Below are 22726 nucleotides of genomic sequence, written 5' to 3'. Positions count from 1 at the left end.
TAGGTCACCTCAATGCCGACTGCTGCGCAAGCAGCCCCTCCAAAACCTGCACTTGGGAAGCCGATCGCAATACCGCCGCCGGCTCCTCGATAGGGCCTTCCACCGAATCCCGGAAGGCCTGAAGAATCAGACTGGTTAAATTCCACTCCGTTGGAAACACCGATGCTTGTGTTAAAGGGACCTAAGCTAGCAGCCCATCGAGCGTCCTCTTGTGACGCTGCAAACGGTGAATCGCCTCGGTCTGCTCGCGGCCCTCGTCGACCGTCAGGATCAGGCAGCGGTTCAGCAGTTCCTCATCGATCTCGATCGCCGTCGTCGTCAGCATGATCGACACCGGTCCCTCAACACGGTATTCCTGCGTCACTAGGTTACCCGTCTGCGCATCCTCCCATCTGCGCAAGGACCCGCCCACCTTTCCGTGGATGAAGCTCTCCGGGCGCTGGATCGAGACCGCCGGTTTCGGGCCCGGATCCCGCGTGCGTAACACCGTCGAACACCAGAAGCTCATCATTACGCCGCTTTAAAAGCAGAAGGGCCGCAAGCGGCCCTTCTTCAATTCACAATCCCGCTACAGCTACTCTTCTTCCGGCGGGTCAAACCACAAATCAAAGTGCAACTCCATATCCAGCGATGCCAGTGCCGCCATTTGCTTCGGCCCAAGCGCAGGGCCACCATTTCCCGAAACGGAAGACCAGAAGCAGTAAGTTCGGTACCAGCAGCCCATCTCCTTAATCTTTTTCATGTCAACGCCATACGCTTCCAACTCTCGCAGTAAAAGATCCAAATGATCCGCGACGTCGACAGAGTCGAGTTCCTTGGTGTCGAAGAACCAGCCAAGAAGGCCGTTCTTGTTGCTGGTTCTGGTCGGCGACATTTTGATCTCGTCCGCCATGCGATTCATCGTGTCCGCATCAGAACCATAAATACAAAGCGTTACATAGGTCCGCGCACAAGCTGACATGTTTCGTCCAATAAGTTAATACCGCGACTGGCCACCTTTGCCGCTCTTGCCACCCTTCCCCGCCGGACAACCTTGGCCGTTCCACTGAGTCCAGAAGTCGTCAAGCATGGGCTTAGTGAAATTAACTGGACCCGGGATACCTTCGTCCTGCTTTATGCCATGCACCCAATCGCGGAAATTCCTATCGTTGTACCCGTACCATTGGTCGCCCTTATGTAGACCGTAGGGATCGTTAAACTGAACCGGGTTCCCACCTACGTAAGCATACGCATTCGTCTGCCCACTTTCCCAGCCAATCGGGTCCTCACTGATGAATCTTGAGGTTTGCGGACTGTAGTAGCGATTGCGATAGTAATACATCGGTACTGCAGCCCTACTCCGCGGTTTGCAGTTGGGTGGTCGCGTCGTAGCTGCATTTAGATGATCGTATCTATGCTCACTTGGCCATGACCACCTCTAGTTCACTACTCCGCCCAATCGGGGCTAGACAAACGAAAGGCCGCTCGCGCGACCCTTCTGTTGTCTAACTATTTGACCGCCCAGACGAACGAACTGGAAAGAACCTAAGCATCCCTCCTGTTCTCAGCAAAGTAGCGCTTCCCTAACTCGATATCCTGGGGACTACAATCATCAGGCGCAGCTAGGTATTCTCGAAGACGTCGCTCCAGCCGAACCCGGACAGCTTCGGCTCGCAAATCAGATAGCTTGATTCGTATCACATAGGCGGCGACCCCATGCAGAACCTCATAGAGCGCTGTATGCAAATTGCGCATGATCGTCTCTTCAGAGGAGCCAATATACCGACTCTCACGTTCATCGGCCATGTCATAGAGTCCATCAACGGAATATCGATCCGATCCTGATTTGCTCGTCGAGAGAGAACGCAAGTCAATTTCGGCAGGCCACTCAGAAATTGCACGGGAGAACAAATTGCTGAATTCGAGCGACATGTTTTTTCCTTCAGTCATCATTTTCGTATGCGCCCGTCGGGCCAGACGCTTTGGGGAGTTTGCTTCTTTTCCCACGATTTCCGATTCGGCCAGCGTTTCCACTGATCGCCGCCATGACTGGACGTGTCCTTCTCCCAGACAGAGCCGTCGAGACATTGCTTTCCGCGACTACCCGTGATATTGCCGAACTTCTCCGGTGATCCTTTTGGATTGTCAGGATAAACAACAGGATCATCAGCGTTGCTGTCCGCAAAAGTTCCGCCAGAGGGGTTGCTCAGCCAGTCATCAAGTCCCTGCGAACCAGACCCAGGCGGCCTCGGTCCAAACCCGCCGCCTGGCATCGGACCTGCTGGGACCGGAAATCCCATTGCTTGCAATCCGGACGGATCGCTGAACTGGACCGGGTTCCCACCTACATAAGCATACGCATTCGTCTGCCCACTTTCCCAGCCAATCGGATCCTCACTGATGAATCTTGCTGTGGCCGGGTTGTAATACCGGTTCCGATAGTAATAAAGCCCCGTCCCATCATTCTCCCGGCCCGTGTACTGCTGGGTGTTCGCGTCCGCCGCCCCGGCCAGCGTCGTCTTCCCGTACGGCTCGTACCGGTACTGCGTCACGATATGCTGATTCGCGTCCGTGAGCGCGATCACATTGTTGTTCCCATCGCGCAGGACATACCGGTCCTGGCTCGCGTCATCACCAATACGCCGGTAAGTCAGTTCGTCCAGTCCTCCTTCAGGATACGGCGAGAACAGGCGGGTGCGCTTCGACCAGTCGTCATCCGGCAGCAGCAGGTTCAGCTCGTCGCCGACCCAGACCATCCTCGTCTGCTGGCCGTCGACTGTCATGTTTCTGCGACGGCCCGGTGCGTCGTAGCTGAACGCCGCCGTGGTCGGGCCCGTGATCCCACCAAGCAGGCCCTGCAGGTTCCAGCTGTACTGGTTCAGCCCGTCGCCCGTGAGGTTGCCGTTCAGGTCGTACGTGAACGTCCTGCCCAACCAGCGCGTGAGCTGGTTCGCGCCGTTGTACTGCGCGTCGCTTACCGGCTGCGGCAGGTCCACTTTCGCCAGACTGCCACCCATCTTCGTACGGCGGCCCGCCAGGTCGTAGCCGTAGGTCAGGTCACCCAGCACGCTGCCGTCGGACCTCTTGTACGTGATACCCGTCAGCTGGCTCGCGGCATCCCACGTATAGCTCGCCGTAATGCCGTTCGCGAGCGTCGCCTGTGCAAGACGGCCCAGCGCGTCATAGCCATAGCCGAACTGGCGTGGCGCTTCATCGTTCTCCACCGACTGGATTTGCGTGACCCGGTGTTCTGCGTCGCGGCTGTAGGTCACCGTTACGCCGAACATGTCGATGCCGTCCAGTTCACGTGTTACGGCGTTGTACCGGTACGACCAGTCCCCCTCCTGCCGCGGCCACTCAAGCGTGCGCACGAACTTTCCTGTCACGCTGTCGTAGTAGAAGAGCGTCGACGTGGTGCGCCTTTCCGTACCACCCGGTTCGGCTCTGGCGTAGTCGTCCAGCCCCCCGAGGCGGTCCAGCGTGTTGTCCCACGTGTAATTCCACCTACGCGTGGATGCCACGCCCGCCGCGAGCTGGAAGGCAGTCTCCTTTAGCCGGCCAGCTTCGTCATACGAGTAGCCCGTCACCTGTCCCTTGCGATCCGTCACGCTCTGTACTTGCCCCGCCAGCGTCCACGTGTACGTCTCGCTGCGGCCCAGCGCGTCCGTTTTACTCACTGGACGGCCAATCGTGTTGTACGTGTAGCGCGTCGTGACGCCCTTCGGATCGGCCTGACTCAACAGGCGACCGTTGCGGTCCCATGTGAAGTGGGTCACGCCGCCCAGTGCGTCAGTGACGTCGGTCGTTCGAGCAAGTGCATCAAGCGTGCGCGCAGTTTTGTTGCCCAAGGGATCCTGCACTGCCGTCACACGGCCTGCTGCGTCCGCTGTGCACTGTGTGGTGCGGTTCAGCGGATCGGTGACGCCCGTCAGGTCGGCGCGGGTGTACGTGTAACGCGTCACGCCCCTGAGCGCGTCGGTCACCGTAAGCGGGCGGCCCTGGCTGTCGTTCGTCTGCGTGGTGCGGTTGCCCAGCCGGTCGGTGACGGTCAGCAGGTTACCTTTCGCATCGTACGTGTAGACGGTGGTGACGCCCCGCTGCGGATCGCCCGCCTCTGCGTCCGTCAGTACCTGGCTATAGCTGTCGTAGGTGCGTGTGTGCAGCGTGCCATACTGGTCCGACTCGCTCGTGCGGTTGCCGTTCGCGTCATAGGTATAGGTGTACTGCCGATCGGTCGACGTGAGGTTCGTCACCCGGCCCGTCGCGTCGTACGCAAACGTCTGCACCTGCTGCGCCGGCTGCCCTGCCGGATAGGTGTTGCGCACCACGCGGCCATTCGTGTCGAACTCGAGACGGCGGATGCTGCCGCGCCGGTCCGTCACTTCGGTTTGCGTGACCTTGCCGCCGGTCACCGTGTAGGCGATCGCGAAAGTGCTGCCGTCCGCAAGCTTCTGGGCAACCACGCGGTCGCTGTCGTCGTAGGTGCTGGTCACCTGGAGATTGCCTTCCGGGTCCGTGACCGTCACCAGCCGTGATTTGCTGTCCCAGCCGTACTTCCATATGCCGCCGCCTGCGTCGGTCACCTGCGTGAGGCGATCCTGGTTGTCGTACTGATAATTCACCTGGCGGCTCAACTGATCAGTCACGCGCGATATGAGCGATGTGCCGCGCGCACCTACAATCGAGGTGAACGTCAGCGTGCGGCCGTTCGTGCCGGTCACGCTGGTGATTGCTCCGGTTTTGCTATCGCGTGAAATCACAAGCGCATTGCCGTTGCGGTCTTCGATGCGACTGAGACGGTACACACCGCCAATCGACGTGAAGCGCCGCACCCGCCCGTCGCGCAGGCTGAGCGTCATGCCGGTGCTGCCTGCGGCGTCGATGCGGGCGCGGTAGTACTCGCCAGGGCTTGTCAGGTCGTCCCAACCGTTGCCGTTGCTGCCGGCGCGAGGCGTGAACGGCACACGAATGCCCGTTGCCTGACGCAACTCCAAACGCTGCCGGTCCTTGCTCATCGCGAGGATCGTGTCGAACGTCAGTCCGCCGCCCACGCCAAACGCGCCAACCAGTGGCTTCCCGGTGCTGTCGTAAGCGCCACTGCGGTAGACCCGCGCGAGGTCGAGCGCAATCGTATCGGCAACCGCCAGATCGTGGGCGAAGAAATAGAACTGCCCCGTGTACAGATTCACGGGCTCGGCACCCGACGTGCTGTTGCCGCAGCCTGCGGTGGAATCGGCCGAACAGTTATCACCGTTGTCGAGCATGCCGCCTTCCACCGATACGGGTTCAGTGCTGTCGGTGCCCGCCGGTCCGCTGCAGTAAGCCGCGATCACGTTCGGATCGCCGCATACGTAGCCGCCCATGCCGCCGAAGTCTGCTGCTGCGGCTTTCAGCGGACATTGCGGACTGGCGGGGTAGGCGCCTGCGGCGATATAACGGGTGTCGCAGTCGGCGAGCGCGTTCGGCGCCACGAACCACGACAACATCACAAGGAAGAACAGCACGAACGGGCGCAGCAGCGCGCGACGCGCCGCAAGGGCATCGATTGATCGCATAAGGGTCCGAAGGAGACTGGGGAAGGAATCGACCGTGCGGGTCTACCGCGCGCTGGCCCGAGACGGGACAGTCGAAACCGGCAAATCGCCGGCATCCGAAGCCTGCAAGGAACCTGCACGATTCACGGGTGCCGCCGCAGACAGCGCACCCTGCCGACGAATCGCCGTGATATTGCCGGCCGCGTCGTAGTCGTAATACGCCAAAGCGCCCGAGACAGTCACCGAGGTGAGCCGACCCAATGCGTCGTATCCATAGGTGATGTCGTCCGCCTGGGCGGCCATCATGGGCATCAGCAAACAAGCCGCGGCGCAACAACCCGCTGCGAACAATGGGACGAGCGCTCGCCGATTTTTGCGCCGGACCTCGGCACAGATGTATGAACGCCTGGACAATCCGATCATCGACATCTTCCACTTTTTATAGGTTTACTAATTAACTGAAAGTTACTGAAGATCGAATCGAATTGATAGAGGATGGTTCTCTGATTGAGTAGTAAATTCCCTACGCGGAGAAGAAGAGTTGAGGGGTCGTTGAGCAAGCGCAAACTGGCGAACCGAATGCGCGTATCCATTTGTCAATGAACCGCATGAATTACTCTGTGCAGAGCTGCTGCAAAAAACAAAGGGCGCACCACCCAGTGCGCCCCTCGCCTTCCTGCCATTGCGGTACAACATCAACTGCCCACCAAACTCATCACACGCTAGAAGGCATCAAGCCTCGAGCTGCTCCAGCACCTTCCCCTTGGTCTCAATCCCGAGAAAGTGCACCGCAATCGCCGCAATGAACGGCACTGCAGCGAGAATATAAAACGCTACTTCCAGATTGCCGCCGATCATCGTCTTCGACACGATCGCCGGCGCGAAGATCGCCGCTATCTTCAGCCACGCGCCGCCCACACCGCAGCCCATCGCACGGATGCTGGTTGGGTACAGCTCCGGCGTGTACACATAAGCCGTGATAAAGCCGCAAGCAAGGAACCCAAGCGAGAAGGCACAACACGTCGCCACCACATACACAGACGAGTTGTGGAACACACCCGCCAGCAACAGCGACAGCGCGCACGCCACGAACGACAAATTGATAATCGGCTTACGCCCCACCTTATCGACCAGCAGCGCACAGGTCAGCGAACCCACCACGCCCAGCACCGAAGCCGCCACCGCCAGATTCAACGCCAGTTGCAGCGGCGCGTGATAAACCGTGCGATAGATCGTCGGCAGCCAGGTCGACAGACCATACTGAATGAAGCCGCAGGTGATCCACAGCATCGCGACGGCCATCGTGCGCTTCAGATACGCCGGCCCGAACAGATCGCTCATGCGGCGCTTCGGATGGCGATTGGCCATCGCGTCGAACTCGGCCGCATTGGCAACCGGCGGAAGCGGACCTTTCACAGCGCGTTCGAAAGCATGCACTGCTGCATCGGCATCGGCCATCCGTTCGCGTTCGGCCAGCCAGCGCGGCGATTCCGGCACCAGTTTGCGTAGCACGAAGAACAGAATCAACGGCATGCCGCCGATGAAGTACATCGCTTGCCAACCGAAACGCGGCACGATCCAAGCACCCAACGCGTTCGACGCAAGCAAACCAACCGGAAAAACGATTTCATACAAGAGCACGAAACGGCCACGGCCATGTGCACGGCTGATCTCGTTGATATAGGTCGCGGCCACCGGCAATTCGCCACCAAGCCCGAGCCCCTGAATCACGCGCAGCACGACAAATGCCGCAAAGGTCGGCGCAAAGCCGCACGCAATACTCGTAATGCCGATGATCCCCGAGCTCAACGCAATCGCCTTCACGCGGCCTTTGCGCTCCGCATACCACGGGAACACAAACGCGCCGATCAACTGCCCGACCGATCCAGAGCCGATCAGAAAACCGATCTCCCAAGGCGTCAGATGCCACTTCGCAATCAGGATCGGCAGCGTGGCCGCGATTGCGATCACGTCGAAACCGTCGAAGAACGTCGCGAGACCAATCAGTATGCGCGCGCGCACCTGCATCGCATTCTTGGGCAAGCGCTCGAGGCGCGCGATGATCGAGCCCCGGGTCACGGGGCCTGAGACACCGGCGCTGCTGCGGTCCCCCATGGTGTTGTCGATGGTTCTCATGCCGTGGTGCCGTCCGTAGGTGTGGTTAGGCAAGCGCCGTTGAGGCGTCGGTCAGGGTGGCAAGGTCGATAGTCCGGCCCTGGTTCATCCATTTGCGCGACAGTTTCAGTTCGCGCGGCGTGTTGATGGCGATGACACCGCGAATCGTGCCGTCTTCCAGATGAAAGAGCGTGGCGTGTTTGCCTGGCAGATCGCCGCGTACGGCGAGTTGCGCATCGCCCGGAATGTCGCCGAGGATTTGCAGATTGACGTCGTATTGATCGGACCAGAACCACGGAATGTCCGCATACGGTTCGAAATTGCCGAGCAACGCCTTCGCCGTCGAGATCGCCTGGTTCTGCGCGTTGGCCCACGATTCGAGCCGCACTCGGCGCTTCAACCACGCGCTCGGATGATTCGCAACGTCGCCGCACGCGAAGATGCGCGGGTCGTCGGTCGCACCGAAATGATCGACGACGATGCCGTCTTCCACCCTGATACCCGCGGCTTCCGCGAGTGCCGTGTGCGGCGTGAGGCCGATGCCGGCGACCGCGAAATCGGCGTCCAATGTGGAACCGTTAGCGAACGTTGCGCGAATGCGGTTGGCGTCGTTTGGATGATCCGCAACCGACACGAGCGATGCGTTCAAACGCACGTCCACACCATTTTCACGATGCAGTTGCAGCAGGAAATCCGACACCATCGGCGGCAACGAGCGAGCGCACAGACGCCGCGCGCCTTCCACTACCGTCGCTTCCACGCCCAGCTTGCGCGCGGTCGCGGCAACTTCGAGGCCGATCCAGCCACCGCCAACGACGAGCACGCGTTTGCTTGCACGCAGGCGTTCGCCCAAAGCGACGGCTTCGTCGAGCGTACGCAGATAGGTGACGTGCGAGGTCTTCACCAGCGCGTCCGGCAAACGCCGCGCCGCGCCGCCGGTTGCGATCACAAGCCGGTCGTATTGCACTTCGCGGCCCGACTGCGTGCGAACAATGCGCTGTTCACGATCGATCGACGTCGCGCACTCCGGTTGCCATGTTTCGACGTTTAGCGCCTCGAAATCTTCGGGCTTCACGAGGCGCACGGTTTCGATATCGGCGTCACCTGAGAGCACGGCCTTCGACAACGGCGGACGCTCGTATGGCAGATGGATCTCATCGGCGATCATCACAAGGCGGCCATCGAAGCCCTCCTTGCGCAACGTCTTCACGACCCAACCCGCCGCCTGGCCGCCGCCGATCACGACGATCGTGCGCGGCGCTTCGAGTCCGGCGTGTGCAGCTTGAGCCTTTGCAGCAGCAGCGTCAGTCATTTTTCCGCTCCGTCATGAACTTGCCTTCCGGCGCCTTCGCGTTTTTCTGGCGACGTGTATTGCCGTCGATGCCACCGTCGATCGCCCATTCGGCGAATACGGTCGGACCCGGTTCGAAATCGCGCGGCTGCCATTCGGGTGTGAGCTGGTCTTCGTCGGCGTAGTACTCGATCAGGCCGCCAGCCGGATTCTGGAAGTACCAGAAGTAAGCCGACGACACCGGATGACGTCCCGGACCGAGTTGCGTATCCCAACCGCAGCGGCTGATATGCATGCCGCCGCCGAACACTTCGTGGATATCGCGCACAGTGAACGCGACGTGATTCAGGCCGCGCTTACCGCCCGGCAAGGCCAGCAGGAAAATGTCGTGGTGGCCGCCGTGCGGCGCGCAGCGCATGAACGCGCCGCGGCCCGGATAACGGTCCGACATTTCGAAGCCGAGCAGTTCCTGGTAGAACTTCTCCTGTGCCGCGAGTTGGTTCGTAAAGAACACCACGTGGCCGACTTCAACCGGTTCAGCACGTTCGTAAATCGGCGACGGTTGATCGACGCGCAACGTCTGACCCCACACGTTCGACGGCGAACCGTGAATGTCGAGCGCACGCTTGCGGGTCACTTCAACGCGAATCGCCATACCGTTCGGATCGATACAACCTACAGCGTCTTCCGTTTCGAAGTGGCCCGGTTGACCCGCAAAGCGGCCGCGTAGTTCGTCGAGTTCGGCTTTCGTTGCCACACCCCACGTCACTTCACGCAGCGTCGGACCTTCTTCGAATGCGGGCGGCAGCGACGGGTCGCTCGCATCGATCACAAGAATCGTGCAGCCGTTCAACGTTTCGAAACGTGCACGGGTTTCGTCGTGCGCGACTTCCTTCAAGCCCCAGTCCGCGAAAAAGCGGCGACAGGTGGCGAGATCCGTCACGCCGTAAATAATCTGTTCAATGCCGAGAATCGTCATAACGTGCCTCTTGCGTATTTCGCGTATTAGTTCGCCCACGCCAGCGGCGCGTCGTTCAAGCCCCAGTAGAGGCTCTTCTGCTGCATGTATTCGCGGATGCCGAGACGGCCCTTTTCGCGTCCCATGCCGCTCTCTTTCCAGCCGCTGAACGGCGTCGAGATCGAGAACAGCTTGTAGGTGTTGATCCACACGGTGCCGGTTTCGAGCGCACGGGCGATCCGGTAGGCGCGTTTGTAATCGAGCGTCCAGATGCCTGCGGCGAGGCCGAACACACTGTTGTTGGCTTCTTTCAGCAGCGAGGCTTCGTCGTCGAACGGCATCGCGACCAGCACCGGGCCGAAGATTTCTTCCTGACAGATACGGGCGTCGTTCGTGAGACCTTCGAGGATCGTCGGCTGAAAATAGGTACCCTGTTCGCGTCCATCGCCAACCGGACGTTCGCCGCCGCACAGAAGACGGCCGCCCTCTTCCAGACCCAACGCGACGTAGCGTTCGACGGTTTCGCGATGTGCCGCGGTAATCAGCGGACCCATCTGCGTTTCAGTACGCGACGGATCGCCGACGCGAAGCTTGCGTGCGCCTTCCGCGAGACGCTTCATGAACGCGTCGTAGATCGAGCGCTGCACGAACAGGCGCGAGCCCGCGATACACGCTTCGCCCGACGAACTGAAAATGCCGTACAACACACCGTTCACTGCATGATCCAGGTCGGCGTCATCGAACACGATGGTCGGCGACTTGCCGCCGAGTTCGAGCGAGACCGGCATCAGCTTGTCCGCAGCGATGCGCGCGATGCCACGGCCGACTTCGGTGCCGCCCGTGAACGACACTTTCTTCACCAACGGATGGCGCACTAGTACGTCGCCGATCACCGAGCCTTTGCCCGGTACAACGCTGAGGACACCCTTTGGCACGCCGGCTTCTTCACAGATACGGGCCAACGCAAGCGAGACCAAAGGCGTGACTTCAGCCGGCTTCAGTACCACAGCGTTGCCGCCTGCCAAGGCGGGAGCCAGCTTCTGCGCATCCGAAGCAATCGGCGAATTCCACGGCGTAATCGCCGCGATCACACCGATCGGCTCGTAGATGCTCATCGTCAGATAGTCGCCACGCGAGGGGGTCACTTCTTCATCGAGCGTTTCGAGGCAGGCCGCGAAATAGCGGAAGGTGTTCGCAGCGCTCGCCACCAGCACGCGCGTTTCGTTGATCGGCTTACCGTTGTCACGACGCTGCAGTTGCGCAAGCGCTTCGTGACGCGCCATGATCAGATCCGCGATGCGATACAGAATCAGCGCACGCTGATGCGGCTTCAGACCTGACCAATCCGCCTTACGCCATGCAATATCCGCGGCTTCCACGGCTTCGCGGGCGTCGTCGGCATTCGCCGTCGAGATTTCCATGTTGACCGACTGATTCGCCGGATACAGGCTTTTGTACGGGTTGCCACGCCCTTGCCGCCATTCGCCGCCGATGAAAATATCGCCGGTGGGCACGAGGCTGGTATCGAAGTGAGTCATGTCGGTCGTTCCGGTTTGCTTCAGCTAATCAGCGAATGTCTTAAATCACGCAGCGGGCCGCGCGATTGCGTAGCGCACGGATCGCGCTGTACGCGGTCAATGCGGACGTCTTGGGGTTGTCCGGCAGCGGCTTGCCGCACATTTCCAGCGACATCTCGCCGAACGCGCCGCGCGCCACGATACGGTGCACGTTGCGCGATACGTTCGGGTCCGCGATCAGGCGGACCATGGTGTGGTCCAGACCCAGGCCAGCCAGCGCGATCGTCGCTGCGACGTTGGCGTTCTTCGGATACAGGCGCGCCGCTTCGCGCGCGCTGCCTTCGAAAATCACCGTCTCTTCGCTCAGCGTATGCAGATTGCAGAGCTGTTCCGCGGGCGTGCCGAGCCAGCCCGAAGGCGGTTTGCGGCCCGTGTACAGCACTTCGTCGAGGCCGCCGAGCTTGGCGGCAGACAATGCGTCCACGCCACCGATTGCACCCGACAACAGCGTCAACGTTGCGTCGCCTTCATCGGCCGCAGCGGAGAGCGCGTCCAGCAACATCATGTCGGACAGCGCGCCGATCGACGCCACCGCGCAATCCGTACCGGCTTTCAGCAAGGGCACCACGTGATCGACCAATGCGCTGTGCCCCGCGCATTCCAGCGCGAAATGCGGCTGACTGCTCAACGCGGACACGGAGGCCACCACATCGACCGACGCGCCCACCACTTCACGCACCGACGCCATATGACGCTCCGGCACGATCACATGCGACACGCGCACCGTCGGATCCGACTCGACCGAGCGATACACCGCCTGGCCGATCGCGCCGAAGCCGATCATCGCGACGTCGACGGGCGCGTGATGCCCCGCGTAGCCGGTCTCACGCATGTTCCGGCTCCTTTTCCTTGACCGGCGGGCCCGCGAACGCGGTGGCGAACGAGCCGACCGACAGCATGTCCACTTCAACCAGCACCGGACCGGTCTTCGCCATACCCTCGCGGATGATCTCCTCGGCCTGGTCGAGCGACTTGATGCGGTAGTGCGTGAGTTTCAGGCTCTCGCAGAACTGCGCGAAATCCGGCTGGTGCAGATCGACGTAGCAGCGGCGGCCGCCGTATTGCACGTCCTGAATGTTGCGGATCACGCCGTAGCACTGATCGTTCATCAGCACGATCATCACGTTGGCGTTTTCCTGCACGGCCGTTGCGAGTTCGCCGACGTTGACCATCAGGCCGCCGTCGCCAACCAGGCATACGGTCTTCGCGGCATTGCCGGCGAGTGCTGCGCCGATACCCATCTGCATGCCCTGGCCGATACCGCCGCCGAGTGCATGAACGCCCGCTCGCGGCGAGAAGATCTTCAGCATGCGGTTACCCCACGTGCTGTTCGAGATCGTGACGTCGCGCACCCAGTTGTAGTCGCGGCCCACGGCTTGCTGCAGCGCGTCGACGAGGCGCTTGTACGGGCCGAGACCCTTGCCAACATCGGCGACGGCGCTTTCGCGCGCGGCAGCCAGGTCTTGTGCGAACGTCGGATCGACTTTCAGACGGCCTTCGAGCAGCGTCGCGAGTTCTTCGAGAACAGCCGACGCATCGCCGTGAATGAACATGTCGTTGCGATAGCCGCGGTTGTCGGCGAGCGCGTCGGCGTCGATGCGATACAGCGGTTGCGGCAACGCCAGCTTGTACTTCAGCGTTTCATTGCCACGCAGACGCGAACCGACCACCACCAGCGCGTCACACGTCTTGTAGAAGCTCTCGACTGCCGAGTGCACGTTGAACGCGCCGAGCGTCGCCGGATGATCTTCCGGCAACACGCCACGGCCCTGCACGCTGGTCACCACCCCGAAGCCCAACGCCACGAGACGTTCAACCGCAGCACGTGCGTGGCGCGTACCGCCGCCGAGCCACAACAGCGGACGCTTCGCATTCGCCAGTTGATCCGCGAGTTGCACGACACGCTGCCTGCAATGTGTGAGCGTGGTGACGTGCGGCGCGGCCAGATCGGCGGGCCATTCGATTTCGGCGGCTTGAATGTCGATCGGAATTTCGACGCTGACCGGGCCGCTCGGCGCGGTTTGCGCGACACGTACGGCTTCGCGGATGGTCGGCAATGCGGTTTCGACCGAGCGTACGCGGAACGCGGCCTTCGAGATCGACGACAGCATCGACAATTGATCCGGCGCTTCGTGGATATAGGCGAGGTCCTTGTCGAGGTATTCGGTTTCGATCTGGCCCGTCACATGCAGCAACGCGGTGCCAGCGGTCAGTGCTTCGACCATCGCGCCGGCAGCGTTACCCGCGGCAGTGCCCGTGCTGGTGAATGCAACACCGAGGCCGCCGGAGACACGCGCCAGGCCATCAGCCATGTTCACCGCGCCCGCTTCGCCACGTGCGCCGACGTAGCGAATCTTGCCGCGGTTGTGGATCGCGTCGAGAATCGGCATGTTGTGGATCGAGATCACGCCGAATGCGGTTTGAACGCCGCATTGCTCGAGAAAAGCGGCGATCAGTTCGCCAACGGTGGTTTTGTTAGACATGTCGTGCAACGCCTCCAGAAACATCGATGTGACTGCCCGTCGTATAGGACGACAGCGTCGTAGCCAGATAAAAGAGCGCTTGAGCGGCCTCTTCGGGTTTGCCGAAGCGGCCTAGCGGAATGTTTTTCTTGCGCGCCAGTTCGGCGGTCCAGTCTTCCCAGCTCTGGCCCGACTGCGCTTCTTTCGCGTAACGGCGGCGCCATTGACCCGATTCGACGATGCCGATCAGAATCGAATTCACGCGAATGCGCTGCGGTGCGAGTTCCACCGCTAGCGATTTGATGAGGCTCAGCACGCCGGCACGCGCCGACGAAGTCGCCACCATGTGCGGCTCGGGTTGTAGTGCAAGCAGCGAGTTCACGCAGACCACTGCCGCGTTGTTGCCAGACCCGGCGGCGTCGCGCAACATCGGCAGGAAGGCGCGGGTCGGGCGGATCACGCTGAAGTACTTCAGGTCGAGTTCTTCGCGCCAGGCGTCGTCGGTGGTGTCGGCGAACGTCGACACGCGACCCTGGCCGGCGTTATTCACCAGCATGTCGGTGCGGCCGAAACGCGCTTGCACAGCTTGCGCGAACGCTGCGACCTCGTCCGCGTCTAGCACGTCGCAGGTTTGCGCCAGCAATTGCGCTTGCGGAAACTGCGCCTTCAGCGATGCTTCCGCTTGCGCGAGACGTTCGCTGTCGCGCCCGCAGATCGCAACCGAAGCGCCTGCTCGCAGAAACAATTCGGCAGTCGCAAGGCCGATGCCGGACGAACCGCCCGTCACCACCGCTACCTGTCCGGTCAAGTCGATTTGAATCATTTGAGCCCCAGTGCCTTAAAGTATTTCGCGCCTGAGTTCGAGCTACCCGTCGGCCGATAGTTGAGCCGCTGCGAGAGTTCGTCAGCCGCGCGGCGAACCTTGTCGATCAGGCCGCTGTCGAGCAGCGACGCATCGATCTCGTGGCGCGGAATCGTCGTCGTAATCACGGCAACGATGCGGCCCGTGTCGTTGCGCACCGGCGCGCTCACCACCGAAATGCCGCGTTCGAACGACGACTCGCTGATCGCGTAGCCGCGCTTGGCGTCATCGCGAATGCGTTCGTACAGATCGTCGATCGTGGCCGGCGTTTGTTTCGTGAAGCGTTCGAGTTCCGGCTCCGGATAGAGCTTCTTCAAGTCGTCGAGCGTCATGTCGCCCATCAGCACCTGCCCGTGCGTCGTTGCGTGAGCCGGCAGTCGTGTGCCGACATTCACCTTCACCGAGCTGAAAATAGGCGCATGGCTTTGCGCTTTGGCCACGAACACGACGTCACGTCCGTCGCGAATCACGATGTGGCTGGTGAGGCCGGTGTCGTTACGCAGCGCTTCGATGATCGGCAAACCGAGGTCGGTCAATTCAAGCGAGCTCAGATATTCGAAGCCGAGCCGCAGCACCGCGACGCCGAGGCGATAGTTGCGGTCCTTATCGGCGCGCTCGAGAAAGCCGAGCGATTCGAGCGTTTGCAGCAGACGGAACACCGTCGTGCGGGGAATCTTCAGGCGCTTCGATAATTCCGGTGCGCCGAGAACCGGTTCGCGTGGCGAGAACTCCGTCAGAATCTTCAGACCGCGTTCCAGACCCGGCACGCGATAGCTGATATCGCTGCTGGTGTCTGCGTCGTTGCGGTCGTCGTCCGCGTCGCGCTCGGCGCTAACCATGTCATGCGTGTCGGACGTCATTCATTGGCTCCGTTGTCCGTCGCTTGCGCGGCAGAACGTGTCGATGATCGCGGTGTACGCGGCGGGTGCTTCGATGTAGCCGGCGTGCCCGGCGCGCGGCACGACTTGCAGTTTGGTGCCGGCGGCGAGAGCAAGTCGCTCGCAGGCTTCGGGGGGCGTAATGGTGTCCTCGGCACCGACCGCGACGCTGATGCGGCCTCTGTAGCGCGCGAGATCGCTGCCGAGATCGGCGTTGGCGAGCAGATGCGTCGCTTGCGCATAGCCTTGCGGGATCACGCGCGACATGTTCCAACGCACCCATCCGCGGGCTTCGTCGCTCGCGTGGGTGGACAACATATTGGTGCTGCGTTTTTCGGCGAGACATTGCGGGCCGAGTTCGTTAATCATGGCAAGACGCTGATCGCGTTTGGTCTCACGCACTTCCGCCGGCGAAGCGCCATAACCGCCAGCCGGCGACAACAACAGCAAGCCGCCCACGCGCTGCGGATTCGCCACAGCAAATGCACCGGCGATGATCGCGCCAAGCGAATGACCCACTAGCACGCAGCGTTCAATGCCAAGCGCGTCCAGCCATTCCTTCAGTACAGTCGCGTAATCGCTTGCTACGGGCGAATCGGCTTCTACGGGTGTCGATGCGCCATACCCCGGCGCATCCCACGCCAGCACACGGCGCGTCTCACCCAGCACTTCAAACTGCTGCACCCACGAAGCCGCACCCGACCCGATACCGTGAAGCAGCACCAAAGGCAGTGCTTCGCTCTCGGCGCCATCCACGTCGCGATAGCTCACCGCGCGTTGCGATGCCAGCCAGATCTGCTGCGCGGGAAAGCGTGCAAGGCGCGCTTCGAGCGTAGCGTTCTGATCGACGGTAGTGGACGGGACTGCGGACATGATTTCCTTCGCGGGTGTTTTCAAAGCGAACTTGAGGGCTTAGCGCTTAAGCTTGGCCAAAGGAGAATCCGGCGGATACGTCGGCGTAATCGGCTTGGCTGCACCAAGCATCACGCACATCAACGCATCTTCTTCACCGATATTCACTTCCGTGCGATACACGCCCGGCGGCACCGAGATCAGATCGCGCTCGCCGAGCACGGCTTCCCACGTTTCACCGTCTTTCTCGCAGATCACCTTCATCTTGCCGCGCAGCACGAAGAAAATTTCTTCGACATCCATATGGATATGGCTCGGACCGATGTTGCCGGCCGGGATCACCATCGTCGAAAACGTGAAGCCGCCTGCGGGCACCGTGTTCATGTCCTTCGCGACGCCCGTGCCGCCCGTGCCCACATAGCGCATTTGCGCGCGGCGATATTTCGGGTCGTAGTCGGCCTGGAACTTCAGCGCATCCCAGTCATAACGACGCGTTTCCAGGCGCGCGACGCGGCTGTCCAACCATTGTGCAAAGCTCGCGTCCGCGGGTTGTTCCCACGATTTGCGTTCGATATCGGCGTCCGCCATCTCTTTCTCCTTTCGATTCGACAAGATCAATTCATCACGAAGCCGCCGTTGACCGGCAGCAACTGGCCAGTCACGAAGCGCGCGGCATCGGACAACAGGAACAGCACGGGCCCAGTGACGTCGTCGGGCACTTGTGCGCGCGTGAGCGCGCGGCCTTGCAGGTAATACTGATGACGTTCGGCGGGCACGTAGGCGGTGGCCTCGACTTCGGTGAGACCCGGTGCGATGGCGTTGACCGTCACTTGATGTGCGCCGAATTCGCGAGCCAGCGAGCGGGTCATCGAAATCACCGCGCCCTTGCTCGCGACATACGCGAGCAACTTCGGCGCACCCCACATCGCTGTATCCGACGCGATGTTGACGATGCTGCCGCGGCCCGAGTCGCGCAGATACGGCAATGCGGCGGTGCTCATCAGCCACGTGCCGCGCACGTTGACGTTCATCACGGCGTCCCACGTATCGATCGACAACTCGTCGGCGAACTTGCCGCCCGAGTTGGTGATCGCTGCGTTGTTGATCAGCGCGTCCAGCCCGCCGAGTTGAGCCGCGGCCCGATCGGCAAACTGCTTGATGCTGGCGGGGTCGGCGAGATCGAGCGGCAGATACGTCACTGCATGGCCTTGCTCGACCAGCGACGCCGCGAGCGCCCGGCCTTCGTCATGCAGCACATCGCCGAACGCGACTTGCGCGCCGGCTTGCACCAGCGAGCGAACGAACGCCGCGCCGAGGCCGCGCGCGCCGCCCGTCACGAGAACGCGCCTGCCTTGGAGTGCAGCCAATGCCGGGGACGCTTCGTTATGCATGGCTGTGGCCTGCTGCTTCGGTGTGCGCGGCGCCGGCCTGAGCGGCTTGAGCGTGATACGCGTCCAGTTCAGCGAAATGCTGCTGCGCGCGCTGACGGAACATGCGGCGCACACGCGTCATGCCGACGTCGTGCTGATAGAGGAATTCGTGCTCGCGTGCATTCGGCGCCATGCTTTCGAGAACATAGCGGTCCTGTTCCAGCACGGCCCAGTGCAGACCTTCCAGCCGATTGCGATACATGAAGCGCCATGCGTCGCGCTGCCAGCCCGACACCTTGCGCGTGCGCCAGAAGTAAACCTGGCAATTGTTTTCGTCGACCGGCGTAGCAAAGCCGATGATCCCGAAGTTGCCACCCGGGCCGAACTTCTTCTTGTACGGAATCGCGAGGCGCATCCACAGCGCGCCGGTTTCGCCGAGCTCGACCCAGTCGAAATTCACGTCACGCTGGCCGACCTTTTCGAACATCAGACCGGTTTCGGTCTTGCGCACGCGCATATCGGCCTGCTTGTCGCCTTCAGCCATCGAGTGCGACGTCGCGTGCAGATAGGCGCCGTGCATCGGGTCCATCACGTTGTCGATCGCGTATTGGTAATTGCACTTCCAGTTCGACATGCACAGAAAGTTCGCGTACTCGTCGCCCACCAGTTCTTCCGGCAGCACGAGCGGCGCGGATTCCTTATGTGCTTCGTCGCCGAACCACAGGAAGATCGCACCGGCATGCTCTTCGACCGGATATGACTTCACGCACTTCTGGCCTTCCAGCGGGCAGTTCGAGACAGCCGGCACCTTCGTGACCGTACCGCCGCCGTCGATTTCAATGCCGTGGTACCAGCACGCGACGCTGCCGCCGAGGTTCCAGCCGAGCGACAGACGCGCGCCGCGGTGTGGGCAGCGGTCTTCGAGCGCGCGGACTTTGCCTTCCTTGTCGCGCCACAGCACGATCTGATCGCCGAGGCGCGTGACGCCGACCGGCGCGTCGCCGACTTGCCAGCTCGGTGCAACGGGATACCAGTAGTTGCGCAGGCCACGGTTCAGATAGGACTGAATCGGGTCGGCCGCGCCTTGAGTCGTTGTATTGGGGGACGTCATAAAGAGACTCCGGATGCGAAAGCGAAGAGACGTGTGCGGGAGAGCGCGCTTATTCAGCGAGCAGGCGGAATTCGGCGGCAAGGCGATCGGCGTCCCACGCATTGCCTTCCGGCGTGCGAAAGCCCACGCGGTTCAAACCGTCGACAACTTCCTGTAACTCGTTCGCGCCGGCTTCGAAAACTTTTTCCAACGCATCGCCGAAGTCGTTTTCATACTGGGTCGGCTCAGCCTTGCGCGTTTGCCAGATGAAGTTTTCGGTCTCGCCCGGCTTTTCGATCACGCCCTTGCCGGCAACGTTGTTCGGCTGCGGCGCGAGCCACGGCTTCAGGAAGGGATTGAAGTTCACGGTTTGTTCTCGCATGTCATTCCACCTTGATCTGGATTTCTTCGCCGGCGAGGCGTACCGAGTACATCTTCAGGTCGCGGCCACCCGGCTCTTTCAGGCATTTGCCGGTCGGGATATGGAACACGGCCTCGTGCAGCGGGCATTCGACGGTGTCACCGTCGACAAAGCCCTGCGTCAGCAGCGCGTACGCATGGGGGCAGACGTTTTCCAGCGCATACAGCGCATCGCCCACCTTGTAGATGCCGATTTCGGTGCCGTCGAGTTTGAACTCGAGCGGCGCGTCTTCGGACAGGTCACCGGCATGGCCGGCGCAGCGCCATTGTTCAGTCATTTCTCGCCTTCTCCTGAAGCCTTATGTTCCATATAAGGAACAGCAGTTCGTGTATGGATAATTATAGGAGGGGCTTTGGCTCGAGAAAATAAAAATCTGGGCTGGTAGGGGAAAACACCGACTGTGGCGTTCACAACACGGCTTTGCGTGAACTGACGTGAATGGTCCTGTTTGCTTGAGAGCCGTTCTGGGCTTGGGTTTGCCCATAATTTTCAGACAAATGCAACAGCCCGCATGCGGGTTTGTACGGGGTCCGAAAATTTATTTTGGCCGCTTCCAGACTCACTATAATTTTCCATAGGCGATACAAATGCCCATATATGGAACACAAAGCGGAGCAGTTTTGGCGCATAAACCCGAAGCTGCATTCAACCCAAAGCAAGGATCAGGGACGACGAAATCGGCGCGAGCTATCCGTCGTGTGATCAGGAGAACCAACGGTGAAGCACATCATTGCGGCGGCCGGCTTGACGGCAATCTGCGCAACGACTGGCGCCTGGGCGCAAAGCAGCGTGACGTTATACGGCAGCCTGGATGCCGGTATTGCGTACATCAGCAATGCGGGTGGCCATTCGAAGTGGATCGAGGAGCAGGGCAACATGCAGCCGGACCGCTGGGGCCTGAAGGGCGTCGAGGATCTGGGCGGTGGTCTTAAGACGGTTTTCCAACTTGAAAACGGTTTCTATACCAACACGGGGGCATTCGCCAAGGCGGGCACGCTGTTCAATCGCCAGGCTTTTGTCGGATTGAGTTCGGACCAGTTCGGCACGGTGACACTCGGCCATCAGACGCCCTTCAGCTTCGACGTGCTGGGTCCGCTGAGCACGGCCTATCAGGCTGCGAGCTGGTACGCGTTCCACCCGGGCAACATCGACGAACTCGCCGACACCGGCGTGGTGCCGTTCGACAACTCGGTGAAGTTCCGCTCGGCGAGTTTCGCCGGTTTCTCGGTCGGCGCGATGATGGGTCTCGGCAACACGACCAACTTCTCGACCGGCAAGACACTGAGCTTTGCGCTTAGCTATGCGAACGGTCCGTTCAAGGCCGGCGCGACCTATGCGAATGAGCACGACCGTACGCCGTCGATCGTGACGACGGGCATCACCAGCTTCCAGGGTGTCGCGGCGGCTAACTACACGGCGGGCAAGGTCCAGAACATGGGCGCGGGCGCGTCATACCAGTTCGGCAAGCTGCTCGTGCATGGTTTGTACACGCGTGTGAAGCTGGAATCGTCCGGCCATTCGGACACGTATCAGAGCTACGACGTGGGCGCGAATTATCAGTTCACGCCGTTCAACAGCGTTGCCGGCGGTGCCGCGACCACGACGATGGCCGGCCATCGCTGGACGCAGTTCGAGATCGGCGATATCTACGCGCTGTCGAAGTCGACGCAGTTGTATGTGAATGCGCTGTATGAGCGCGCGGGCTCGAATACGGACGCCGCGTTCTTTACGGCGGGTGTGTCGAGCGGCCGGAACCAGACGATTTTCCTGACCGGTATCCACCACTCGTTCTGATATCAGTTCGCCGCAACCGATCTGCGACGCGCTTGAGCCGCGGTCGGATCATCCGGCCGCGGACGATAGCTGAGCCGCTCGGACAATTCGAGCGCCGCCTGGCAAACCGCGATGATGAGCGGTTCGCGTTCTTCCGCTTCGCCGATATCGGAACGGGGAATGGTGACCGTCAACGCGGCCGTGATCTTGCCGCTTTGGTCGCGCACCGGCGCGCTCACTACTGAAATGCCACGTTCAAAAGACGCTTCGCTCAACGCGTAGCCGAGCGCCGCGCTTTCGCGCACTCTTCCGTACAGTTCTTCGACAGTCGCCGGCGTGCGTTCGGTGAACCGTTCGAGCTGCGGCTCGGGATACAACTGGCGCAATTCTTCGAAACTCAAATCGCCCATCAGCACCTGACCGTGCACCGTGGCATGCGCGGGCAAGCGTGTGCCGACATGCACCTTCACCGAACTGAACATTGGCTCATGGGTTTGCGCTTTGGCGACGAACACCACGTCGCGCTGGTCGCGGATCAGCAGATGCGTGCTGAGGCCGGTCGCGTCGCGCAAACGTTCGAGAATCGGCGTGCCGACGTCGGTCAGTTCGAGCGAACTCAGATATTCGAAACCGAGCCGCAGCACCGCGACGCTCAAACGGAAATAACGGTCGCCGTTCACGCGCTCGAGAAAGCCTAAAGCTTCGAGCGTTTGCAGCAGACGAAATGTAGTGGTGCGCGGAATGCCGATGCGCTTCGACAATTCGGGCGCGCCCAGAATCGGCTCGCGCGCGCTGAATTCGGCGAGGATGCGCAGGCCGCGCTCCAGCCCTGGCACGAGATAAGTCGATCCGCCGGTGCTCTCTTCATCGGTGGAATCGGGGGAATCGGCGCCGTCCGCCAAGGACCGCGCCGCGTCGTCTCGTGGAGTCGAAACTGTCGCGCCGCGTGGCCTCGCTTGCTTGCGTCCCGCTCCTGTCTGCTCTTCTTTTGCCATCTTGGCTGCCGTCTTTGCCGTTGTCTCTGCTGTTCATCGGATACAGATCAACATGATAGCGCGAAGCACACGGCGGTCATTTTCGTTTCGCGCGGTGCTATGCTTTGATGCGGTCCATTGCGCGAGGTCTCACTGCCGCGCTTTGGCTCCCGCCAGGCGTCCGGAGGCCATACCCATGTCCGATTCCGTCCAGATCCAGGTTGCCGACTCACATCTATATCCGGGCTGCGCAGTGCAAATCGCGCACCTGCCCGAGCCGGCCCGCGCGGCCGCGGCGATAGTCGAATTCGCGGACGGTTCCGGCGCGCATGCCACTTGCCATCGGCGGACTTTCGATGAACTCGAATTGACCGTTGACGGTTACGCTACTCAGCGGCGTCATCCAGTGGACGCCCGACATTGGCTTCTGCTCGCCGTCGACTCGACGCACATCAGTTGGCGCGTGAAGCGACGATTACCCTAGCCGTACCGGAACCTTCCGGCCACCTCGATTCTGAACCCGGTGCCGCGCGCACGCCGCCCCGAGCGCTAGCTTTCTGGCTGTGGAGCGCCCGTCACGCAAACTCCGA

At 61.2% G+C, this 22726-nt stretch carries 25 protein-coding genes; 4 read left to right on the top strand and 21 right to left on the bottom strand.

The window, feature by feature from the left end; genetic code table 11:
- Positions 1-181 precede the first annotated feature (181 nt).
- Entirely contained in the window at positions 182-325 is a 144-nt protein-coding gene (locus tag FSO04_RS48545) for a hypothetical protein (RefSeq protein ID WP_266240399.1), read from the bottom strand.
- On the opposite strand from FSO04_RS48545, the gene FSO04_RS48540 reads away from it, so the two are divergent.
- Entirely contained in the window at positions 324-524 is a 201-nt protein-coding gene (locus FSO04_RS48540) for a SymE family type I addiction module toxin (protein WP_154563016.1), read from the top strand. The two genes, FSO04_RS48545 and FSO04_RS48540, sit on opposite strands and share 2 nt — an antisense overlap.
- Before the next feature lie 50 nt (positions 525-574).
- Here FSO04_RS48540 and FSO04_RS23630 read toward each other — a convergent pair whose 3' ends face one another.
- The 5 genes from FSO04_RS23630 to FSO04_RS23610 form a co-directional block, all read right to left on the bottom strand.
- The gene (locus tag FSO04_RS23630) at positions 575-892 is read right to left on the bottom strand and encodes a DUF4279 domain-containing protein (protein WP_233464961.1); all 318 of its coding nucleotides are present in this window, start codon (positions 890-892) and stop codon (positions 575-577) included.
- Between the two features lie 84 nt (positions 893-976).
- On the bottom strand, positions 977-1321 hold the full coding sequence (locus tag FSO04_RS23625; RefSeq protein ID WP_233464960.1) for an RHS repeat-associated core domain-containing protein: 345 nt from the start codon (positions 1319-1321) through the stop codon (positions 977-979).
- Between the two features lie 203 nt (positions 1322-1524).
- Positions 1525-1911 (bottom strand): hypothetical protein, encoded by a 387-nt coding sequence (locus tag FSO04_RS23620; RefSeq protein WP_154563012.1) that lies wholly within the window; start codon positions 1909-1911, stop codon positions 1525-1527.
- A 17-nt stretch (positions 1912-1928) separates the two neighbouring features.
- Positions 1929-5534, bottom strand: coding sequence for an RHS repeat-associated core domain-containing protein (locus FSO04_RS23615; RefSeq protein WP_154563010.1), 3606 nt, complete (start codon positions 5532-5534; stop codon positions 1929-1931).
- Positions 5535-5576: 42 nt separating this feature from the next.
- Positions 5577-5819: an RHS repeat domain-containing protein gene (locus FSO04_RS23610; RefSeq protein ID WP_233464959.1), complete on the bottom strand. Its 243-nt coding sequence runs from the start codon at positions 5817-5819 to the stop codon at positions 5577-5579.
- On the opposite strand from FSO04_RS23610, the gene FSO04_RS47660 reads away from it, so the two are divergent.
- Positions 5818-5958, top strand: a complete 141-nt coding sequence (locus FSO04_RS47660; RefSeq protein ID WP_233464958.1) for a hypothetical protein — start codon at positions 5818-5820, stop codon at positions 5956-5958. The two genes, FSO04_RS23610 and FSO04_RS47660, sit on opposite strands and share 2 nt — an antisense overlap.
- Before the next feature lie 287 nt (positions 5959-6245).
- On the opposite strand, the gene FSO04_RS23605 is transcribed toward FSO04_RS47660, so the two are convergent.
- Genes FSO04_RS23605 through FSO04_RS23540 form a run of 14 tightly spaced genes read right to left on the bottom strand, consistent with a single transcriptional unit; the run spans position 6246 to position 19666 of the window.
- Positions 6246-7649 (bottom strand): MFS transporter, encoded by a 1404-nt coding sequence (locus FSO04_RS23605; protein WP_154563006.1) that lies wholly within the window; start codon positions 7647-7649, stop codon positions 6246-6248.
- Between the two features lie 25 nt (positions 7650-7674).
- Positions 7675-8940 (bottom strand): NAD(P)/FAD-dependent oxidoreductase, encoded by a 1266-nt coding sequence (locus tag FSO04_RS23600; RefSeq protein ID WP_154563004.1) that lies wholly within the window; start codon positions 8938-8940, stop codon positions 7675-7677.
- Positions 8933-9898 carry a VOC family protein gene (locus FSO04_RS23595; RefSeq protein WP_154563002.1) on the bottom strand — a complete coding sequence of 322 codons (966 nt, stop codon included), beginning with the start codon at positions 9896-9898 and terminating at the stop codon, positions 8933-8935. Before FSO04_RS23595 ends, FSO04_RS23600 begins: the two co-directional genes overlap by 8 nt.
- Positions 9899-9924: 26 nt before the next feature.
- Positions 9925-11415 (bottom strand): aldehyde dehydrogenase, encoded by a 1491-nt coding sequence (locus FSO04_RS23590; protein WP_154563000.1) that lies wholly within the window; start codon positions 11413-11415, stop codon positions 9925-9927.
- 40 nt (positions 11416-11455) lie between these two features.
- Complete coding sequence (locus tag FSO04_RS23585) at positions 11456-12286, bottom strand: aspartate dehydrogenase (protein WP_054034124.1); 831 nt, start codon at positions 12284-12286, stop codon at positions 11456-11458.
- Positions 12279-13937 carry a thiamine pyrophosphate-binding protein gene (locus FSO04_RS23580; protein WP_154562998.1) on the bottom strand — a complete coding sequence of 553 codons (1659 nt, stop codon included), beginning with the start codon at positions 13935-13937 and terminating at the stop codon, positions 12279-12281. Before FSO04_RS23580 ends, FSO04_RS23585 begins: the two co-directional genes overlap by 8 nt.
- Complete coding sequence (locus FSO04_RS23575) at positions 13930-14739, bottom strand: SDR family oxidoreductase (RefSeq protein ID WP_154562996.1); 810 nt, start codon at positions 14737-14739, stop codon at positions 13930-13932. Before FSO04_RS23575 ends, FSO04_RS23580 begins: the two co-directional genes overlap by 8 nt.
- A complete protein-coding gene (locus FSO04_RS23570; RefSeq protein WP_372342747.1) occupies positions 14736-15617 on the bottom strand; it encodes an IclR family transcriptional regulator in 882 nt (293 codons plus the stop codon). Before FSO04_RS23570 ends, FSO04_RS23575 begins: the two co-directional genes overlap by 4 nt.
- A gap of 21 nt (positions 15618-15638) precedes the next feature.
- A complete protein-coding gene (locus FSO04_RS23565; protein ID WP_154562992.1) occupies positions 15639-16529 on the bottom strand; it encodes an alpha/beta fold hydrolase in 891 nt (296 codons plus the stop codon).
- A gap of 39 nt (positions 16530-16568) precedes the next feature.
- The gene (locus FSO04_RS23560) at positions 16569-17096 is read right to left on the bottom strand and encodes a cupin domain-containing protein (RefSeq protein WP_154562990.1); all 528 of its coding nucleotides are present in this window, start codon (positions 17094-17096) and stop codon (positions 16569-16571) included.
- A gap of 26 nt (positions 17097-17122) precedes the next feature.
- Complete coding sequence (locus FSO04_RS23555; protein ID WP_154562988.1) at positions 17123-17899, bottom strand: SDR family oxidoreductase; 777 nt, start codon at positions 17897-17899, stop codon at positions 17123-17125.
- Positions 17892-18989, bottom strand: coding sequence for an aromatic ring-hydroxylating dioxygenase subunit alpha (locus tag FSO04_RS23550; protein ID WP_154562986.1), 1098 nt, complete (start codon positions 18987-18989; stop codon positions 17892-17894). Before FSO04_RS23550 ends, FSO04_RS23555 begins: the two co-directional genes overlap by 8 nt.
- Positions 18990-19038: 49 nt before the next feature.
- Positions 19039-19350 (bottom strand): recombinase-like helix-turn-helix domain-containing protein, encoded by a 312-nt coding sequence (locus tag FSO04_RS23545; protein WP_154562984.1) that lies wholly within the window; start codon positions 19348-19350, stop codon positions 19039-19041.
- 1 nt (position 19351) lies between these two features.
- A complete protein-coding gene (locus tag FSO04_RS23540; RefSeq protein WP_020068683.1) occupies positions 19352-19666 on the bottom strand; it encodes a non-heme iron oxygenase ferredoxin subunit in 315 nt (104 codons plus the stop codon).
- Between the two features lie 440 nt (positions 19667-20106).
- On the opposite strand from FSO04_RS23540, the gene FSO04_RS23535 reads away from it, so the two are divergent.
- The gene (locus tag FSO04_RS23535; protein ID WP_168435803.1) at positions 20107-21183 is read left to right on the top strand and encodes a porin; all 1077 of its coding nucleotides are present in this window, start codon (positions 20107-20109) and stop codon (positions 21181-21183) included.
- A gap of 2 nt (positions 21184-21185) precedes the next feature.
- On the opposite strand, the gene FSO04_RS23530 is transcribed toward FSO04_RS23535, so the two are convergent.
- The gene (locus tag FSO04_RS23530; protein ID WP_154562982.1) at positions 21186-22157 is read right to left on the bottom strand and encodes an IclR family transcriptional regulator; all 972 of its coding nucleotides are present in this window, start codon (positions 22155-22157) and stop codon (positions 21186-21188) included.
- Positions 22158-22332: 175 nt separating this feature from the next.
- Between FSO04_RS23530 and FSO04_RS23525 the strand changes: the two genes are divergently transcribed.
- Complete coding sequence (locus FSO04_RS23525; protein ID WP_097395004.1) at positions 22333-22620, top strand: hypothetical protein; 288 nt, start codon at positions 22333-22335, stop codon at positions 22618-22620.
- Positions 22621-22726 lie beyond the last annotated feature (106 nt).

The sequence above is a fragment of the Paraburkholderia madseniana genome, from assembly GCF_009690905.1.
Lineage (GTDB): Bacteria > Pseudomonadota > Gammaproteobacteria > Burkholderiales > Burkholderiaceae > Paraburkholderia > Paraburkholderia madseniana.
Note: the sequence above shows the minus strand (reverse complement) of the source record. Positions and strands in the feature narration are given on the sequence as shown.

Bases quoted from the DNA above. Each gene is read 5' to 3' on its own strand.
- FSO04_RS23570 (WP_372342747.1), bottom strand. From the start codon at position 15,617: ATGGTTAGCGCCGAGCGCGACGCGGACGACGACCGCAACGACGCAGAC.
- FSO04_RS23605 (WP_154563006.1), bottom strand. From the start codon at position 7,649: ATGAGAACCATCGACAACACCATGGGGGACCGCAGCAGCGCCGGTGTC.
- FSO04_RS23580 (WP_154562998.1), bottom strand. From the start codon at position 13,937: ATGTCTAACAAAACCACCGTTGGCGAACTGATCGCCGCTTTTCTCGAG.
- FSO04_RS23595 (WP_154563002.1), bottom strand. From the start codon at position 9,898: ATGACGATTCTCGGCATTGAACAGATTATTTACGGCGTGACGGATCTC.
- FSO04_RS23530 (WP_154562982.1), bottom strand. From the start codon at position 22,157: ATGGCAAAAGAAGAGCAGACAGGAGCGGGACGCAAGCAAGCGAGGCCA.
- FSO04_RS23575 (WP_154562996.1), bottom strand. From the start codon at position 14,739: ATGATTCAAATCGACTTGACCGGACAGGTAGCGGTGGTGACGGGCGGT.
- FSO04_RS48540 (WP_154563016.1), top strand. From the start codon at position 324: ATGATCGACACCGGTCCCTCAACACGGTATTCCTGCGTCACTAGGTTA.
- FSO04_RS23615 (WP_154563010.1), bottom strand. From the start codon at position 5,534: ATGCGATCAATCGATGCCCTTGCGGCGCGTCGCGCGCTGCTGCGCCCG.
- FSO04_RS23630 (WP_233464961.1), bottom strand. From the start codon at position 892: ATGGCGGACGAGATCAAAATGTCGCCGACCAGAACCAGCAACAAGAAC.
- FSO04_RS23560 (WP_154562990.1), bottom strand. From the start codon at position 17,096: ATGGCGGACGCCGATATCGAACGCAAATCGTGGGAACAACCCGCGGAC.
- FSO04_RS23610 (WP_233464959.1), bottom strand. From the start codon at position 5,819: ATGATGGCCGCCCAGGCGGACGACATCACCTATGGATACGACGCATTG.
- FSO04_RS23550 (WP_154562986.1), bottom strand. From the start codon at position 18,989: ATGACGTCCCCCAATACAACGACTCAAGGCGCGGCCGACCCGATTCAG.
- FSO04_RS23590 (WP_154563000.1), bottom strand. From the start codon at position 11,415: ATGACTCACTTCGATACCAGCCTCGTGCCCACCGGCGATATTTTCATC.
- FSO04_RS23620 (WP_154563012.1), bottom strand. From the start codon at position 1,911: ATGTCGCTCGAATTCAGCAATTTGTTCTCCCGTGCAATTTCTGAGTGG.
- FSO04_RS23525 (WP_097395004.1), top strand. From the start codon at position 22,333: ATGTCCGATTCCGTCCAGATCCAGGTTGCCGACTCACATCTATATCCG.
- FSO04_RS23600 (WP_154563004.1), bottom strand. From the start codon at position 8,940: ATGACTGACGCTGCTGCTGCAAAGGCTCAAGCTGCACACGCCGGACTC.
- FSO04_RS23545 (WP_154562984.1), bottom strand. From the start codon at position 19,350: ATGCGAGAACAAACCGTGAACTTCAATCCCTTCCTGAAGCCGTGGCTC.
- FSO04_RS48545 (WP_266240399.1), bottom strand. From the start codon at position 325: ATGCTGACGACGACGGCGATCGAGATCGATGAGGAACTGCTGAACCGC.
- FSO04_RS23540 (WP_020068683.1), bottom strand. From the start codon at position 19,666: ATGACTGAACAATGGCGCTGCGCCGGCCATGCCGGTGACCTGTCCGAA.
- FSO04_RS47660 (WP_233464958.1), top strand. From the start codon at position 5,818: ATGGGCATCAGCAAACAAGCCGCGGCGCAACAACCCGCTGCGAACAAT.
- FSO04_RS23625 (WP_233464960.1), bottom strand. From the start codon at position 1,321: ATGTATTACTATCGCAATCGCTACTACAGTCCGCAAACCTCAAGATTC.
- FSO04_RS23555 (WP_154562988.1), bottom strand. From the start codon at position 17,899: ATGCATAACGAAGCGTCCCCGGCATTGGCTGCACTCCAAGGCAGGCGC.
- FSO04_RS23585 (WP_054034124.1), bottom strand. From the start codon at position 12,286: ATGCGTGAGACCGGCTACGCGGGGCATCACGCGCCCGTCGACGTCGCG.
- FSO04_RS23565 (WP_154562992.1), bottom strand. From the start codon at position 16,529: ATGTCCGCAGTCCCGTCCACTACCGTCGATCAGAACGCTACGCTCGAA.